General features: G+C 40.3%; 12 protein-coding genes. 8 read left to right on the top strand and 4 right to left on the bottom strand.

All coding sequences use genetic code 11. The annotated features are described in order from the left end of the window. Positions 1–20: 20 nt before the first annotated feature. Complete coding sequence (locus ACXIUD_RS07590; protein WP_458052022.1) at positions 21–371, bottom strand: nucleotide pyrophosphohydrolase; 351 nt, start codon at positions 369–371, stop codon at positions 21–23. Beyond that, a complete protein-coding gene (locus ACXIUD_RS07585; RefSeq protein WP_458052021.1) occupies positions 364–1,437 on the bottom strand; it encodes a mannose-1-phosphate guanylyltransferase in 1,074 nt (357 codons plus the stop codon). The genes ACXIUD_RS07590 and ACXIUD_RS07585 overlap by 8 nt, the downstream gene beginning before the upstream one ends. A gap of 307 nt (positions 1,438–1,744) precedes the next feature. Here ACXIUD_RS07585 and recQ point away from each other — a divergent pair, with 307 nt between their 5' ends. The 4 genes from recQ (at position 1,745) to ACXIUD_RS07565 (ending at position 7,174) form a co-directional block, all read left to right on the top strand. Next, positions 1,745–3,922: a DNA helicase RecQ gene (gene recQ, locus ACXIUD_RS07580; RefSeq protein WP_458052020.1), complete on the top strand. Its 2,178-nt coding sequence runs from the start codon at positions 1,745–1,747 to the stop codon at positions 3,920–3,922. Between the two features lie 14 nt (positions 3,923–3,936). After that, positions 3,937–5,232, top strand: a complete 1,296-nt coding sequence (gene purD, locus ACXIUD_RS07575; RefSeq protein ID WP_458052019.1) for a phosphoribosylamine--glycine ligase — start codon at positions 3,937–3,939, stop codon at positions 5,230–5,232. A gap of 132 nt (positions 5,233–5,364) precedes the next feature. Then, entirely contained in the window at positions 5,365–6,711 is a 1,347-nt protein-coding gene (locus ACXIUD_RS07570) for a PSP1 domain-containing protein (protein WP_458052018.1), read from the top strand. After that, positions 6,704–7,174 carry a gliding motility lipoprotein GldH gene (locus ACXIUD_RS07565; protein ID WP_458052017.1) on the top strand — a complete coding sequence of 157 codons (471 nt, stop codon included), beginning with the start codon at positions 6,704–6,706 and terminating at the stop codon, positions 7,172–7,174. Before ACXIUD_RS07570 ends, ACXIUD_RS07565 begins: the two co-directional genes overlap by 8 nt. A gap of 107 nt (positions 7,175–7,281) precedes the next feature. Here the strand turns inward: ACXIUD_RS07565 and ACXIUD_RS07560 are convergent, their stop codons facing one another. After that, a complete protein-coding gene (locus tag ACXIUD_RS07560; protein ID WP_458052016.1) occupies positions 7,282–11,214 on the bottom strand; it encodes an AAA domain-containing protein in 3,933 nt (1,310 codons plus the stop codon). 5 nt (positions 11,215–11,219) lie between these two features. Then, the gene (locus ACXIUD_RS07555) at positions 11,220–12,032 is read right to left on the bottom strand and encodes an SDR family oxidoreductase (RefSeq protein WP_458052050.1); all 813 of its coding nucleotides are present in this window, start codon (positions 12,030–12,032) and stop codon (positions 11,220–11,222) included. Between the two features lie 88 nt (positions 12,033–12,120). Here ACXIUD_RS07555 and rlmD point away from each other — a divergent pair, with 88 nt between their 5' ends. Genes rlmD through ACXIUD_RS07535 form a run of 4 tightly spaced genes read left to right on the top strand, consistent with a single transcriptional unit; the run spans position 12,121 to position 17,614 of the window. Beyond that, positions 12,121–13,527 (top strand): 23S rRNA (uracil(1939)-C(5))-methyltransferase RlmD, encoded by a 1,407-nt coding sequence (gene rlmD, locus ACXIUD_RS07550; RefSeq protein ID WP_458052015.1) that lies wholly within the window; start codon positions 12,121–12,123, stop codon positions 13,525–13,527. Then, entirely contained in the window at positions 13,524–13,901 is a 378-nt protein-coding gene (locus ACXIUD_RS07545) for a hypothetical protein (protein WP_458052014.1), read from the top strand. The genes rlmD and ACXIUD_RS07545 overlap by 4 nt, the downstream gene beginning before the upstream one ends. Positions 13,902–13,944: 43 nt before the next feature. Then, the gene (locus ACXIUD_RS07540) at positions 13,945–16,896 is read left to right on the top strand and encodes a sensor histidine kinase (protein ID WP_458052013.1); all 2,952 of its coding nucleotides are present in this window, start codon (positions 13,945–13,947) and stop codon (positions 16,894–16,896) included. Further along, positions 16,874–17,614 carry a LytR/AlgR family response regulator transcription factor gene (locus tag ACXIUD_RS07535; RefSeq protein WP_458052012.1) on the top strand — a complete coding sequence of 247 codons (741 nt, stop codon included), beginning with the start codon at positions 16,874–16,876 and terminating at the stop codon, positions 17,612–17,614. The genes ACXIUD_RS07540 and ACXIUD_RS07535 overlap by 23 nt, the downstream gene beginning before the upstream one ends. Positions 17,615–17,646 lie beyond the last annotated feature (32 nt).

Here is a 17,646-nt window from a genome sequence, read left to right as displayed (position 1 = left end):
AAATCAGCTTACACTACGACCTACTGCAACTTTTTGTTTTGGATGTGCCTATCTTTATCCCGAATATTCTTTTTTTCAAAGTTTTTCTTCAAAGCATCGGTTAAGTCCACACCGGTCTGATTAGCCAAACAGATCAACACCCATAATACATCCGCCATTTCATCGGCCAAATCTTTGTTTTTGTCTGACTCTTTGAAGGATTGCTCCCCATATTTTCGTGCCATGATACGCGCCAACTCCCCTACTTCCTCCATCAAAATAGCCGTATTGGTCAGTTCATTGAAATAACGTACTCCAACTGTTCGTATCCACTCATCCACGAGCTGTTGGGCTTCTGTGATGGTGATTTCTTGGTTTTCCAACTCAGACATAGTCTTCTCCTTTGTTTTTGGCATCATTGATAAACTCCCTGAACTTTTTCTCCTGATCCAGTTGACATATCAACAATACATTTTCGGATTCTGTTACCAAATAATTTTCTAAGCCTTGGACTACTACCAATTTTTCGGGGCTGATCTTGATAAAGGAGTTTTTGGTATCATACAACAAGGCATTGGCTTCCACTAGGTTATTGGCATTATCCAATTCATGATGCTCGTAAAGGCTCATCCAGGACCCTAAATCCGACCAGCCAAAATCTCCCAAAACGGTGTACACCTGATCAGATTTTTCAAGAATACCATGGTCTATGGAAATATTTTTCACGAGCGTATAGGCTTTTTTGGTAAAAGCAATTTCCTCCTCTCGCTTATAGAACTCCCTTCCTTCTTCAAATACTTCCGCTACATCTGGCATGTATTTTTCAAAGGCGTGGATGATACTTTTGGCTTGCCAAATAAAAATCCCTGAATTCCACACAAAATCCCCACTTTCAAAAAAAGTCTGTGCAAGCTTAGCATTCGGCTTCTCTGTGAAGGTTTTGACTTTTTTCACTTTAGAAGTAGGCTCCAAATGATATTGAATATAGCCGTAACCAGTTTCTGGTCGATTGGGTCGGATACCGATGGTGAGCAAGCGATGATCTATTTCGCAAGCAGTAAGAGCCATTTGGATTTTTGCCAAAAACTTATCCTGATGCAAAATCAAATGATCCGATGGGGTTACAATGATTTTGGCATTCGGATGATGTACACCAATGCGATAGCTTGCGTAGGCGACACAGGTAGCTGTATTTCTCCGTAAAGGCTCTGTTAGAATATTTGACTCAGGAATTTCAGGCAGCTGTTCTTTTACCAACTCGTAATGCTGTTGATTGGCAACCACAAAAAAATTCTCTGGTTGGGAAATCGCCAAAAAGCGATCAAAGGTCATTTGAAGCAAGGTCCTTCCAGTACCGAAAAGATCCAAAAACTGTTTAGGTCTCTTTTTTCTACTGTAGGGCCAAAATCGCGAACCAATTCCTCCGGCCAAAATTACTATGTAAGGCTTTTCAAGCATGTGCTTTCATTTGATTAATATGGTTGGATTTGGGTAAAATTTACAAATAATCCACACAAATCTCTTAATTTTAACGATTTAATTTACCAATGGTCAAGATATCCCAGTCTATTTTTTCTGTCAATACCAAGACCCTTCGAAAGGTATAGAAATAATCAATTTTCTTTGTTACCAATTATCATCTCTATGTTAGATTTTTTTCTTAACTTCATATTCGCAACGGCTAACCTAAAAACAATTTTCCTGATCACTCCACTTAGGAAATACCCGCTTGCTGTATAATTGAATCTAAAATTCTCAATCAACTGTGGATCAAATCGTAAAAGACAACTTAAAAAAGATATTTGGTTTCAGCCAGTTTAGGGGAAATCAAGAAGGAATCGTAAGAAACATTCTCAATAAGAATAATACTTTTGTCATCATGCCAACTGGTGCCGGGAAGTCTTTGTGCTACCAACTTCCGGCAGTATCCAAGGAAGGCACAGCTATTGTCATCTCCCCACTTATTGCCCTGATGAAAAATCAGGTGGATCAGTTAACTGCCTTTGGAATCAATGCGCATTTTTTAAATTCAACTCTCAATAAATCAGAGACTACAAAAGTTAAAAAAGAGGTCTTGTCCGGCAAAACCAAATTACTTTATGTCGCTCCTGAATCCTTAACAAAAGAGGAAAATATCGAATTTCTCAAAGAAGCGAACATCAGTTTTGTAGCTATTGATGAGGCACATTGTATCTCTGAATGGGGGCATGACTTTAGACCTGAGTATCGAAAAATTAAATCCATCATCGCACAAGTGGGGGCAAATCTCCCCATCATTGCGCTGACAGCCACCGCAACACCAAAGGTGCAGCAAGATATTCAGCGAAACCTTCATATGGAAGAAGCTGATTTGTTTAAATCATCTTTTAACAGGACCAATCTCTACTATGAGATTCGCCCCAAAATGAAGAATGATACCAAAAAACATATCATCAAATACATCAAATCCCACAAAGGCAAATCAGGTATTATCTATTGTCTCAGCAGGAAAAAAGTAGAAGAGATTGCCGATCTTTTAAAGGTCAATGGTATCAATGCAGCGCCTTATCATGCGGGATTAGATCAAGCCGTGCGAATCAAAAATCAGGATGACTTTCTCAACGAGGAATTGGATGTGATTGTAGCAACTATTGCCTTTGGAATGGGCATCGATAAGCCGGATGTTCGGTATGTGATTCACTATGATGTACCCAAATCATTGGAAGGCTATTACCAAGAAACAGGGCGGGCCGGTAGAGATGGTCTGGAAGGCCACTGCCTGATGTTTTACAGGTATGATGACATTATCAAGTTGGAAAAATTCAACAAAGATAAACCTGTTACCGAACGTGAAAATGCCAAAATTTTACTAGATGAAATGGCAGCTTATGCTGAAAGTTCGGTGTGCAGAAGAAGAGTACTCCTCCACTACTTCGGAGAAATCATGGAAGAGGATTGTGGCTTCTGCGATAACTGTAAGAAAAGCAAAGAAAAGTTTGAAGGCATGGATCATTTGTTGACTGCTATCGAAACTGTCAGAGACATCAATGGTCGATTCAACCTCAAACACATCGTTGATATCATCAGAGGAGAACATAACGACTACATGGTCAGCTATGGTCACGATCAATTGGCTGTATTTGGTAAAGGCAAAGAAGATGATGAACGTCTTTGGAGGTCAATCGTCCGTCAGGCCATGTATTTCAACTTCTTGGAAAAGGACATAGAAAACTATGGGTTGATCAAAGTCACTAATAAAGGATTGAAGTTTTTGGAGGATCCTTATGCTGTCACCTTGAGTAAAGACCATAACTACGAAGAAGAAATCAATAATGAAACGCCAGATGATGTACCTACTACTGGGAAATCGTACGACGAGAACCTATTTGAACTTCTCAAAGCGGAGCGAAAGAAAGTTGCTAAAGCCAAAGGACTTCCCCCCTATGTGATCTTCCAAGATCCTTCTTTAGAAGAAATGGCCACAGTCTATCCTACCAGCAAAGAAGAACTTGCACAAATCAATGGTGTAGGAATGGGGAAAGTCGCTAAATTTGGAGCGTCATTCTTAAAACTAATTGAAAATTATGTGGAAGAAAATGACATCATCACAGCGTCTGATGTGGTGGTCAAAACTTCCGGCAGCAGGTCTAAAGTAAAGATTTCTATTATCCAACAGGTTGACCGTAAGATTGATCTGGATGAAATCGCCAGTAACCTCAACATATCTATGGCAGAGTTACTTCAGGAGATTGAGCAAATTATTTACAGTGGTACCAAGCTGAATATTAATTATTACATTGAGCATATCATGGATGAAGATAAAGAGGACATCCTCAAGGATTATTTCATGAATGCCGAATCTGACAATATACGGCTGGCTTTAGAGGAACTTGAAGAAGAGGACATTGATGAAGAAGAAATCAGGGTCTACAGAATCAAGTTTATCTCAGACCACGCCAACTAAACCGAAGTTTATTCATGAATATATTGCTTTTAGGTAGCGGAGGAAGAGAACATGCCTTCGCTTGGAAAATTGCAAGCAGTCCAAAATGTGGGAAGCTTTACGTAGCTCCTGGAAATGCAGGAACTGCTGCAATTGCAGAAAATATAGCCATTGCAGTTACCGACTTTGAGAAAATAGCCCAATTTTGCTCGGAACAGAGTGTAGATATGGTTGTAGTAGGACCTGAAGAGCCATTAGTCAGGGGCATTGTAGATTATTTCAAAAATAACCCAGCTGTTGCTCACATTCCCGTAGTAGGACCAAGTCAAAAAGGTGCTCAACTGGAAGGTTCTAAGGATTTTTCCAAGCAATTTATGCAGCGTCATGGAATCCCTACAGCCGCTTCAAAAACCTTTACCAAAGACAGTTTAGAAGAAGGAATTGCCTATATACAATCCCAAACTTTGCCGATTGTATTGAAAGCAGATGGGCTTGCCGCAGGTAAAGGAGTGCTGATCTGCCAAACTTATGAGGAGGCTACTGCCTCACTGAAAGAGATGTTGGTGGATGCCAAATTTGGAGATGCATCTTCTAAGGTAGTTATTGAACAGTTCCTTCAAGGGATAGAGCTTTCTGTTTTTGTAGCCACGGATGCCACAAATTACAGAATTCTTCCCGAAGCGAAAGATTATAAGCGTATTGGGGAGCAAGACAGTGGCCTAAACACTGGAGGAATGGGTGCCGTCAGTCCTGTGCCATTTGCTGATGCGCGTTTTCTAAAAAAAGTAGAGGAACGTGTGGTGATCCCTACCATTAAAGGCTTGGAAATGGAAAACATTCCTTACACAGGATTTCTATTCATTGGATTGATGAATATGAATGGCGATCCTTATGTCATTGAGTACAATGTCCGCATGGGAGATCCGGAAACTGAGGCAGTATTACCACGAATTAAAAGCGATTTTGTAGATTTACTATTCTCTATGGGTACCCTGCATTTGGATGAATACCAATTGGAGATTCATCCACATACGGCGACTACAGTCGTCATGGTGGCTGGAGGATATCCAGGCTCTTATGAAAAGGGACATGAGATTACAGGGTTGACGAATATAGTGGACCCATCAAAGGCCATTGCCTTCCATGCAGGCACGACCCAAGGCGCCAATGGTGAGGTACTTACCAACGGGGGAAGAGTCATCGCTGTGACAGGCCTGGGCGACAGCATGGATCAGGCATTAACTCATGCCTACGAGGCAGTCAGTCATATCAACTGGAAAGACCAATATCATAGAAGAGACATTGGTCAAGATTTGAAAATATATCATTAACAACCCAACGAGGAGGAAACCCTCCCTAAGTATAACACGAGTATGGCAGGATGTAGTAGCTGCTCGACCGGAACCACCAGCGCAGGAGGTTGCCAAAATAACGGTACTTGCGGTACGAGCGATTGTAATAAAATGAATTCTTTCGATTGGCTTTCCCATATGGGAATCCCAACTGTAGATAAATTTGACATTGTTGAAGTAAAGTTCAAAGGAGGTAGAAAAGAGTACTACCGGAATGTCAATTTGCTGCATTTGACGACAGGCGATGCCGTGGTCGTAGATGTCACTAGCGGCTATCATATTGGCTGGGTTTCCTTGCAAGGGGAACTGGTGCGTCTGCAAATGCAAAAACGCAAAATCAGGGATGATGACAACATCACCAAAATCTACCGATTGGCCACACAGAAGGATTTGGATAAATGGGAAGAAACAAAAAACAGAGAGATCCCTACCCTTTATCGATCCAAACAAATCATTGATGAATTGGGGCTGAAAATGAAGCTTTCAGACGTGGAGTTTCAGGCAGATAATACCAAAGCGACTTTTTACTATTCAGCTGATGACCGGGTGGATTTCCGTGAATTAATCAAATTATTGGCTTCCGAGTTTAAAGTCCGTGTAGAAATGCGCCAAATCAGTTTGCGTCAGGAAGCAGGCAGATTGGGTGGTATTGGTATTTGTGGCAGAGAGTTGTGTTGCTCCACCTGGATTCACGATTTCAAAAGTGTGAGTACAGCTGCGGCACGTTATCAGAATCTTTCCCTCAACCCCACTAAATTATCAGGTCAATGTGGAAGATTGAAGTGCTGTCTTAACTATGAGTTGGACACCTATATGTCTGCATTAGAAGATATCCCTTCGGTAGAGAAACCACTGAAAACTGAGGCTGGAATTGCTAAACTCCAAAAAACGGATATCTTCCGTAAGCTGATGTGGTTTAGCTATAATGATGAAAATAACTGGCATTCCATTACCTGTGAGCGGGTAAAGGAAATTCAGGAGATGAACGCCCGCGGGGAAAGTCCTTTCAACCTGCAATCCAATCATGCCAAGGAATTGGAAGAGCAAATCCAAAAGTCCACTATGGAATTGGAGCGTTTGGATAAAAAATTCAGCACCGCCACCAAAAAGAAGAAGAAGAAAAAGAGAAAAGGTGGGGAAGTACGAGAACAGCAAGCTGGCGCAGCAACCGCTCCTGTGAGGGAAGCAAAAGGTGAGGATAAAAAACCGATCAGAACTGGCGGGAATAATCAGCCAAGACGGGAAAATGCAGATTCGGGGGAACAACGTCAAGGCAAGCCAAGAAGAAACTTCCGTAATAGAGGTAATAAAGATGAGCAGAAGCCAGGAAATCAACCCAATCAAGCAGCAGCCAACCCTCAACCAAAAGCAAAACCTGCTGATGGACAGAACCCAAAAACACCTGGCAAAAGGCGCTTTCCACCAAGAAAACGAGGGGATCAAAATGGGGGTGAATAAATTAGCCTATAATCTCATGGGTATTATCCTAAGTATCCTAGTATTGAGTGCTTGTGGAACAGATAGGCTATATGAGGATTATCAGGGAATGTCAGGGCTAAAATGGAATATTGAAGATACCGTGCGTTTTGATCTGAATCCAGCGGCCCAAAAAGGAAAGATGTTGATTGCTGTGAAACACACGGATGCATACGAGTTTAGAAATCTTTATGTGCGCTATGTACTTAGAGACAGTAGCAATCACATTCTTGAAAACACCTTAGTGAATATTCCTCTTTTTGAGCGCACCTCCGGAAGCCCTTTAGGCAAAGGATTCGGAGGAACGTTTACCAAATATGACACCCTACCCATCTCTGTGGATTCAAGTGTTTCCTCTGTACAGTTTATTCAATACATGAGGACTGAAACTCTGAATGGTATTGAGGCCATTGGACTAAAAGTGGTTAAGCATACGGCTGACTAATCAGTAATGATTGCAACTTGTTACCTGTCAGAATTTTTTAGAGAGCATTGAATCTGCCTCTGAAAAGTTTTGACAGGTTTTTATTTTTTGAGGCAGTCATGGATTAATCAAGCTCCCTGATTATTCAACCAGTAATTACGAGAAAACTTAAAAACATAAGGCCACCCTTTGCTCTGTAAGGCTAAGGGATGATACACCATAGGTTCTTTCCCGGAACTAGCCCCAAACAAACGCTCATCATCGGTTAAAATAGCACCTGTAATTATTCCGTCATCTTTTTCTACCAAATCGATCCAAGAAAAGTCATCAAATGATTGGTAGGAATCTTGCTTCGACAGTCGATGTCGCAGCTGCCAATTAGCAGAATACCCTCTTACCTTGGGTTGCTCTCTGCTCAATGCTTCTCCCTTTTGTTGAGACTCTATGTAGCCTAGATACTTGTGAAGTAAAGCAATACCCTCGTTTTCCAATTGCTTTTTGGAAAAATCTTTGCTGCTGATACTGCTGATGAAGTGTAGTTGCTTGCGGGCACGGCTGATGGCTACATTCAGGCGTTGCCTCCCTCCTTGTTTGGAAAGCAGACCAAAATTGGCAATCAATTTTCCTTGTGGGTTTCGAGCATAGCCCAAGGCTAAAATCACCCGATCATACTCATCCCCTTGCACATGTTCAATAGTTTTGACAACCACTTGAGCTAAGGAGAGCCCTTCTGCTTTAGCCAATAAATCTTCAAGCAATTCTAATTGGTAACTATTAAACACGATGATCCCAATACTTCCTGTCTCCCCTTTTTTTGCTTGAATCTCTTGGAGTAAACTCACGACTTTCTCCGCCTCTACTTGATTGGTCTGTTTTTCCCAAATACCTTCTACAAGATGATGAAAGATAACTTGTGATGGATGATTAATGGATCTAAGAGTTGGAAGCATTTCCAGCTTATTATCATAAAAATGCTGATTGGAAAAATGTATCAAGGGTAAATGCTCACTTCGATAGTGTCCTTGAAGCCAGTATTTTTCAAAGTACAAACTTACCAAATCCAATAAGGATTCCACTTCTATGGCTATTTCCTCCTCTTCTACGATCAAGCGCGCTTGGTACAAATCGGTTGGTCTTAGCTGTTGACTATCTCCAGCTACCACTACTTGTTTACCTCGAAGCATGGCTGGAATGCCTTTTTCTGCAAAACACTGGGAGGCTTCATCAAAAATCACCAAATCAAAATAATCCTGACATGGGAAAATCGCAGAAACTGTCTCCGGAGAGGCCAACCAACAAGGCGTCAAACGAAAAATCTCAGACTCAAAACTATCTATTACTTGCTTGATAGGCCAAATTCTCTTTTGCTTGCTGACCTGATGTTTCAAATCCCTATAGGTCAATAGGTTGCCCAATCGATTAAATTCAAGTCCTTGATAGACTTGCTCTTTTAGCCTCACCTGAGCGATCGCAGAAGCTAAGGCCCATTTCTCCACAACAGCCTCTAATAATTCCTGTTGTTTATGATGCATTTGAGGAGTAGCCGATGCTTGCAACACAGGATATTTTTGCTCAATATGCTCGATCCAAGCTAATTTCCATCCATTCAAAAAGGCTTCCTGTAAGTCCTCCAATGATTGTTCTCTATAATTCTCCAGCATCAATTCCATCAAATGGACCTCATCGGAATCCAAGGTATGCAGCAACTTATCAAAAGTAATCAGTTCATCAAAAATCAAGGGGAGTTCCTCCGACAATTGAAGCAACCCTTCACCTATGGGATAATCCATTAAATGATTGATTTGAACACCGCTAAAGTAATGACTCCAAGATTGGAGTTTAAGCTCCATGGAATCCAGTTCCTGCATAAGGGATTGAATAACCAAAGGCAAGGTCTTTTCTTTACTAGTCAGTGATAGCATGAAGACACCTAATTCACCCATTTGCTCCAATTGTATCTTCCCTTTCAAGGCTTGGACAGTCATAGTTGCAAAGTGGTTGAATTCAGCAAAATCAAAAGGCTTGTCAGGAAGCAATAACCAAGCTTTCGAGGATAATAAAGTGAATTGATGATTCAGATTAAGACGGTTTTCTAGTCTTTTAATCAGTGTTGCCACTCCTTGTGCATTCACAGGAAGCTTATTCACTTCCATCAGCTCTACAATCTTTTTGTACTTCTTTTGATTCCAAGGCAATTTATGAGAGGTCCACCAAGCTTGGGTGGTATCTGCAAAGTCTATTGCCAACAGCATCAAGTCCGGTAATTCTTCTTCTGTAACTGCCCATTCTATGCCCTCATCACTGAACAAACCTTTGACTATCTCGAATTTTTGTTCCAACCATGGAAAATCAATTTCCTTAGAATTGACATTTTTGAAGGCATCCAAAAATGGATCTATTCCTTCATGATTCAAATACTTATTCACTAGTTGCATGGACTCTTTTTGGTGGACCAATCCAAATAAATGGGTAATCTGAAAATCGGGTGAATAGCTAAATAAATCTTGAAAATCGAGTTTGGTCTGACGCATTTCTTTCAACGCATCTTGCATACGCTGCTGAACCAATGCAGAAAAACTGGAAAAATCCACCCGATGCAGCCAAAAAGAATCCGCTTTTGCAAACTTTTGGGCAAAGTACCAATACTGCTTAAAGTCCCGTAGAAATCCATCTAATCGGGTATATTCTATCTTTCGGAAGTAATTTGTCAATGGAATATAGGGACGCTTCAAGGAAGATGAAAGATAGAGTTCTTTGATAGGAAGCACACACTCTTCGGTATTGAAAAGCGCCTTTTTATAGGACTCAAAAAACTCATTCAACACATCGATTTTTCTGCATAACTGCGCATAGGTTCGTTCAAGTTGGATGGCATCCAAGCTACTGTTTTCCTTCTTATACTCATCGAGTTTTTCAATCTGTTGAGAAAGTTGTTGATAGAGTTGTTTTCTATCTGTTCGATAATCATGAACCAAGGCCAGAAATTCTCCAAAGCCTTTCGCCGCCAAGCGCTGTGCTACGACATCCAAAGCTGTACGTTTTTGGGAGACTATCAAAACCCGTTTTCCTCTTGCCATAAAATCTATGGCGAGGTTACTGATCAGCTGTGATTTACCAGAGCCGGGAGGACCCTCCACCACACAACTCCTCCCCTGTCTCACTGCCTGAATCACCTTTTCTTGGGATCCATCCAAAGGGAATATGGTATACAGGTTTTCTTCCCGGGGGACTGTTGCCTGCTTTAATGGAAAAAAGCGATTGGAAAAAAATTCATCCGGTGTACCCTCTTGCTGATCCTGCATCAACACCTGATAATCTGCAAGCATGGCACTGATCTTGGTTTGAAACTGTGACAACACTGCATAAGGCTTGATTGCAAGCTTCCCTAATTGTAGGCGTTCCTGATCCAAGGTTTTACCCAAAGTGGGAAAGGATTGAATATTTCGCTCGTAAATGCTGCTTGTAAACTGAATTTCTATCCTATCCTTTAGCGTTGCATACAGTTGATTGATAAAGTCTTGGAGATCTGTGAAGGATTCCGGGAGTTCAAGCTGTTTGATCCAATCTAAATTCAGCACTAATCCTGATGCTTGCTGATAAGCTAAAAAGAAGGCCGTATTAAGCATTGGTTCAGCATCTCCAGTTCGCTCCAAGACCCATTGCTTGTTTTCAGAGTTTAACTCAACTGGAAGTAAAAGTAAAGGAGCCCTGACCAACTGACCGTTCAGCAATTTCCCCTCTACATAGGGCCAAGCAAGGTATAAGCTTTTTTCCCCACTTTCTTTTTCGGTAAAAGCAGCTGCCTGAGCTAGGCGCTTTAATTTCAAGGACTGATGATTACCAGCATGATTTCGAGCATCCAACTGTTTGACAAGCGCTATTTTCTTTCGCTTTCCTAGCAATTCAGACAAGATCGCAAAGGATGGTTCTCCGTTTAAAAAATCCAATGCATGCACATCTACTTGTTGATTTTCCAGTAAATGAGATTGATAAATCAATCGATTCCTACTGGAAAGGTCCAATAAACGATCCGCATATACTTGAAAAATCTCTTGTAGCATACCTGCTATTTAAAGGGAGAATCTTTCTCCTTGGCCATTTTATTATACACAATTCCATCCATGATTCCTGGAATCCATTTGTTTAAAAATACAGCTAATTTTCCTTCTCCCGTCAAAACCAAGTCTCTTTTTTTACGGACTGTTGCCTTAAATATCGCATCAGCAACTTCCTCAGAAGTCATCATGCTGCCTTCATCTCGTGGTGACTCTCCTTGGATAGAACCATCTGCTGTCAAGGCATTGTTGCGGATATTGGAAGCTGTAAAGCCAGGACAAGCCACTAATACATGAACGCCCTTTTTCATGACCTCAGTACGCAGAGATTCAAAAAAACCATTCATGGCATACTTACTAGCAGTATAGGCCGTTCGGGCAGGAGTACCTCGGTATCCGTTGATCGAAGAAATCCCAATAATGCTCCCCTTATTTTTTTGTATTTCTGGTAGGCAGTATTTGGTGGCGTACACCGTCCCCCAAAAATTCGTATCCATGACTTTCTCAAAAACTCCCAAGTCCATCTCTTCAAATAAGGCCCGCATGGAAATACCAGCATTGGCAATCAACACATCAATTCTACCAAAGACCTGCAAGGCTTCCTGCACCATTCGCTCATTATCAGCTCTACTACCAGCATCTGCAAGTACTCCCAGTACATCTATATTTTTAGCTTTCAATTTTTCCACACTAGCATTCAGTCGTTCTAGAGAGCGTCCTGTTATCACAATTTTCGCACCTTCTTGACCAAATCTAAAGGCACAGGCCTCTCCTATCCCTGAGGTGGCACCGGTTATCAAAACTACTTTCCTATTCCACTGCATAGCATTCATTTTAGCTTCAAAGATAGAAAAATCTACACAACCACCGCAGTACAAGGTTAGCCTCGTTTTTTTCATTAATTTTGCGGCCATGTCAAGAAAAATGAAAAATAAGGTTGTCAACAATCTATTGATTGAGCGGATAGCCGCAGAGGGCAAATGTGTGGCACATCATGAGGGCAAAGTGGTCTTTGTACAAAATGTGGCTCCCGGGGATGTGGTAGATGTGCGCGTCACCCGAGGTAAAAGTTCATTTTTAGAAGGAGAAGCCATTCATTTTCACGAGTATTCCAAAGACCGTGTAGAACCGTTTTGCAGTCATTTTGGTACTTGTGGTGGTTGCAAGTGGCAACATATCCATTACGATTTGCAACAAACCTACAAGCGTCAGCAAGTTCTTGATCAGTTTACACGAATTGCAAAAGTTGAGATCCCCGAAGTATTACCGATTTTGGGCTCCCAACATACTCAATATTACCGCAACAAACTTGACTTCACCTTTTCCAATAATCGTTGGTTGACACGGGAAGAAATCAATTCAGGGGAGAGCTTTGAACGAAATGCGGTGGGCTTTCATATTCCCAAAATGTTTGATAAAATCATCGATATTGAGCATTGCTACCTTCAAGGGGATATTTCCAACGATGTCCGCAATGAATTGAGGGTATTCGCTTTGGAAAATAACCTTTCCTTCTATGATATCCGAAATCAGGTAGGCTTACTAAGAAATTTGATTATCCGAACAAGTTCGACAGGAGAAAGTATGGTCATTGTACAGTTTGGTGCGGATGAACCTGCTGAGATCGAATTGGTGATGAGCTTTTTGAATAAGCGATTTCCAGAGATCACTTCCTTGCTTTACATTGTCAATCTCAAGAAAAACGAAACTTTCCATGATTTGGAGGTAGTGACTTTTGCAGGTAAAAGTTATATAGAGGAAGAAATGGAAGGATTACGATTTAGAATCGGTCCAAAATCCTTCTACCAAACCAACTCGGCCCAAGCATACGAACTATATAAAGTAGCACGTGAATTTGCTGATTTAAAAGGAGATGAAGTTGTCTATGATTTGTACACAGGTACAGGCACTATTGCAAACTTTGTAGCGAAAAAAGCCAAACAGGTTATAGGAATTGAATATGTAGAAGCGGCTATTGAAGATGCGAAGTTAAATGCACAAGTGAACGGTTTGGAAAACACCTTGTTTTATGCAGGAGATATGAAGGATATGTTGACGGATGATTTTATCGCAAGACATGCCAAGCCTGATGTCATCATTACAGACCCTCCACGTGCGGGCATGCATGAGGATGTGGTCCATATGCTGTTGAAATTGGAGGCTCCTAAAATTGTATATGTTTCCTGTAATCCTGCTACTCAAGCTCGCGATGTGGCTTTATTGGCAGAAAAATACACAGTAGATAAAATACAGCCCGTGGACATGTTTCCACAAACCTATCATGTTGAAAATGTTGTACGCTTAACCTTAAAACCATGATTTCAGATTTCAATGACCCGGAATTAAGCGGTAAGTATTTAGGCACGATTACCAAAGACTTTGTAAAAGTTTCAGAAATTCTGAAAGAAGCCTCTTACCAAGTCAGAAGCAGGAAATTTTCTGAATATCCCATTTTCCCTATTTCCAAAGAAGAGCAGCCAATAGGACAACTCTTCCTTGGTAAACAAGAAAAGGGATTGGATTGGAATTACTACATCACCTATGTAGATGAGTTTATTCAACGAAAATTGATAGCAGAGGAATTATTTGAGGATTTTAAATCCAACTATAAAAACCCGGATGAATTCTGTTGCTTATTTGTAATGGATGGAGAGTTTACATCTTTTGTTTTCATTCCTTTTCCCGAAGATTAATTTCTGATTATCTTGGGCATAGAAATCTGTATGATGCTTCTTCATGCCACTATCTTTGACTATTCTTAGGAGAGCAGTAGGTAGCTTACTGCTCTCGTGTTTTTTACTACTACTTGCATCTCCCTTGGCTTGGGGACAAGACAAATTCATCCGTCCCATAAGTTTTTTGGAAGGACTTCCCACACAAACGATTTATGATATCCATCAGGGACCTAAAGGCTATCTATACTTAGGAACAGACATCGGTGTGTTTCAATATAATGGACAAAACTTCCTAAAATTACCCGCTCCAGAATCTTGGGATAATAATTTTGACAATCTCCTTCATGATGAAGCCGGGAATTTGTGGGTAAAAAATTTCGCTAACCAGATTTTTACATTTAACAATGGTACGCTCCAATCAGTGCACTCTGTCCAAAAGGTCTTGAAAAACTACGGAGGTTTAAAAAAATTCACTATTCAGAACAATTGCCTGTTTGCAGCCATGGATAACACCTTGTTGAAAATAGATTTAACCAAGGATTTTGCCACAACTATTCTTTCCAGCAAAGGCCAAGAAAACGCATTTTACTCACTCCATGAATACCAAGATCGTGTCTATTTCAACAATAATCAGAGCATCATCAATCAAGAAGGTGTTGTTCAGTATCAAAGCCCCGAAGGATGGAGGTTATTAGAATTTACTTTTTTTAATGACGAGGTATATGGATTGAACCGCTCCTTAGAGGGAGAAATATTCAATATCAGTACCAAGCAAATGGTTGATAAAAGCCAACTCCCCCAAGGTACCTATCTTTATTTTTTCAGAGAAGTGGAAGGGGATTTATATATCTGCACCAATAAAGGGTTGTTTACAATAGACACAGAAATGCTATCGGTTACAGGCTCATTATTGCATGGCATGCGTGTCTCTGATGTTATTCAAGACAGGGAGGGAAACCTTTGGATCAGCACATTGGATGATGGATTATTTTTTATAGCCAATGCTCCACTTTACACCACTGAACTTATCAACTTCAGATCAGAAAATAGAAATAACATATTATCACTCGCACTTAGCAATAACAACACCTTACTGTCTGGAAATAACAAAGGCCGTATTTTCAGTGTGGACCAGGATGGTAAAATTCTTCAGTCGTATCAGTCCCAACTGCAAAATGAGGTAGAATTTATCTATTTTGACAGCCTCACAAGTACTGTTTTTCATACCCAAGGGTATTTTGACTATCCAAAAGGAAGCAAACTAGAGGAAATATATTTATCAAAAAAAATTACTCCTGATGATGAAGGCAACTTTATGGTAGCTACATCCCTTGGTGCTGGGCTGATTGCCCAAGATCTTAAAAGTCCGCCGAGTGTTCGAATGGGAGATAAGTTCCCGCTCACCATTTTCTCAACCACAGCTATCCCCTTTTATTTTATTTTAGAAAAAAGGACTAAGACGGTTCACTATTCAAGGAAATATCAGCGCTACTACTTTGGTAGCGCCGAAGGATTGTTTGCATTTGACAAAAATGGCCAAACGTATGATTTTTTTCCGGACGATGCCACCCCTCTTATTGTCAATTCTATGACTGAGGACTCTCAAGGAAAAATTTGGGTAGGATCCCAACAAAAAGGACTGTTGGCAATTGAAGGGGATGAAATCAAGAAAGTAATCCCTATTTATGTTGATGGCAATGTAGTTCCAGTTAAAAAAGTACGGATTTCGGGAGATAATATTTACCTCATCGGTGGCAATCAGCTCTTTCACTATCACATTCCATCTCAACATCTTCAATTATTACCCATTTCCAGTATGTTTAAAGGGATTAACTTGAATGATTTAAAAATTTGGAAAGATAAAATTTGGTTAGCCACCTCAGAGGGTTTGCTTTGGACTGATTTATCCATGGATATTCAAACAGTCAATCCCAATATCTACCTTCGCCGAATTAGCAGTAATGAACAAGTGATCTCCTTAGACCAAAAGTTACCATACAATCTTGAAAACTTAGAGTTTCAATTCGATGTACTCCATTTCAAAAGTATGGGTTCTTTTAACCTTCAATTCAGAACAAATCCCAATCAGGAAAATTGGCAAACACTCGCTCTTGGTCAAAACACAATTATTTTCGCAGGACTAAATTCCGGAAATTATCAATTGGAAGTAAGAGCTCTTATTGAAGACACTATATCGGAGTCTATATTTGTCAATTTCGTAGTCGAAACCCCTTTTTGGAAGACTTGGTGGTTTATTGCAGGATCTTTGGTGATGGTGGCATTAGGGATTTTTGGATATTTAACAAGTTATAGAAAAAAAGTTCAGGAAAAAGAGACTCTCAAATCCAAATTATTAGAATCCCAACTAAAGGCTCTTCGCAGTCAAATGAATCCCCATTTTCTTTTTAATGTGGTCAATGCTGTACAAGGCTTAATTTTCACCAATAAAAAACAAGATGCTGCTCAGTACTTGGGACAGTTTTCTGACTTGATGCGCAAAGTATTGCAGCAGTCAGACAAACAATTTGTGCGCTTAGAAGAAGAGATTCAGTTGATTGACTTATATATTTCCTTGGAAAAAAGAAGATTTGAAGAAGAATTTGAATATCTTTTGGCCGTCGATTCCCGATTAGAAAAAAATCTAATTCAAATCCCTTCACTAATCATACAGCCATTTGTAGAAAATGCAGTCAAACATGGCCTTTTACATCAATCTGGAAAAAGAAAATTAAGCCTCATGTTTCAATTGGATACAGATGAAAAACATGTAAATGTCATCATCGAAGATAATGGAGTAGGAAGAAAAGCATCGACAGAAATCAATAGTAAGCGAAGCGGTCACCAAGCATTTGCTACAAAAGCGATTGAAAACCGAGTAAATCTACTCAACCAAAGTTTAGCCGACCCTATCACTTCTTCCATTGAAGACCTGACCAATGAACAGGGAGAGGGAATCGGCACCAAAGTCACCCTCAGATTACCGTTCACCTATGAATACAGCCATACTAGTTGATGATGAACCAATTGCCAGAATGTCTCTTCGTGGCATGTTGGAAACTTACTTCCCAAACATTCAGATAAAAGGAGAAGCTAAAAATCTCCCGGATGCGATCAAATTGATCCATCAGCAAAAACCTGATATTGTCTTTTTGGATATTGAGATGCCTGGGTATTCCGGTTTGGAAATCCTTGATTTCTTCCAAGGACAGCAGCTACATTCCAAGATCATTTTTGTGACAGCATATGAGGAGTTTGCCTTGAAAGCATTTGAACTATCAGCTGTAGACTACCTGCTGAAACCGATCCAAAAAGAAGCTCTTGAGCGAGCATTAGCTAAGGTCACCATTCCCCAAATAGAAAATCTCAAGATTTTGCATGAAAATCTAAAAACGCATAAACCTCAAAAAATTGCTTTACAAACAGGAGAAGGGTTGATTTTTTTGAAACTCGATGAAATTCTTTTTTTAAAAGCAGACGGCTCCTATACACACTTCCACCTCAGCAACAAAGAAAAAATCATCGTATCCAAGCGTTTACAAGAGTACGAAAAGCTTTTAGAATTGGGTAGCTTTATGCGCATCCACCGCAGCCACATCATCAATCTGGACCATATCAAAAAAATCACCAAAGAAGATGGAGGCGGAGTAGTCATGAGTAATGGCGAACTCTTATCCATTTCCCAAGAGAAAAAAAGCGAACTGCTCAACCTTTTTGGAGACCAAAAATTGTAGAAAAGGAATTTGGAATTTGGAATGAAGAATGA

The organism is Mongoliitalea sp. (assembly GCF_054166905.1).
The sequence above is the reverse complement of the archived record's forward strand: the minus strand, read 5'-3'. Positions and strand labels throughout refer to the sequence as shown.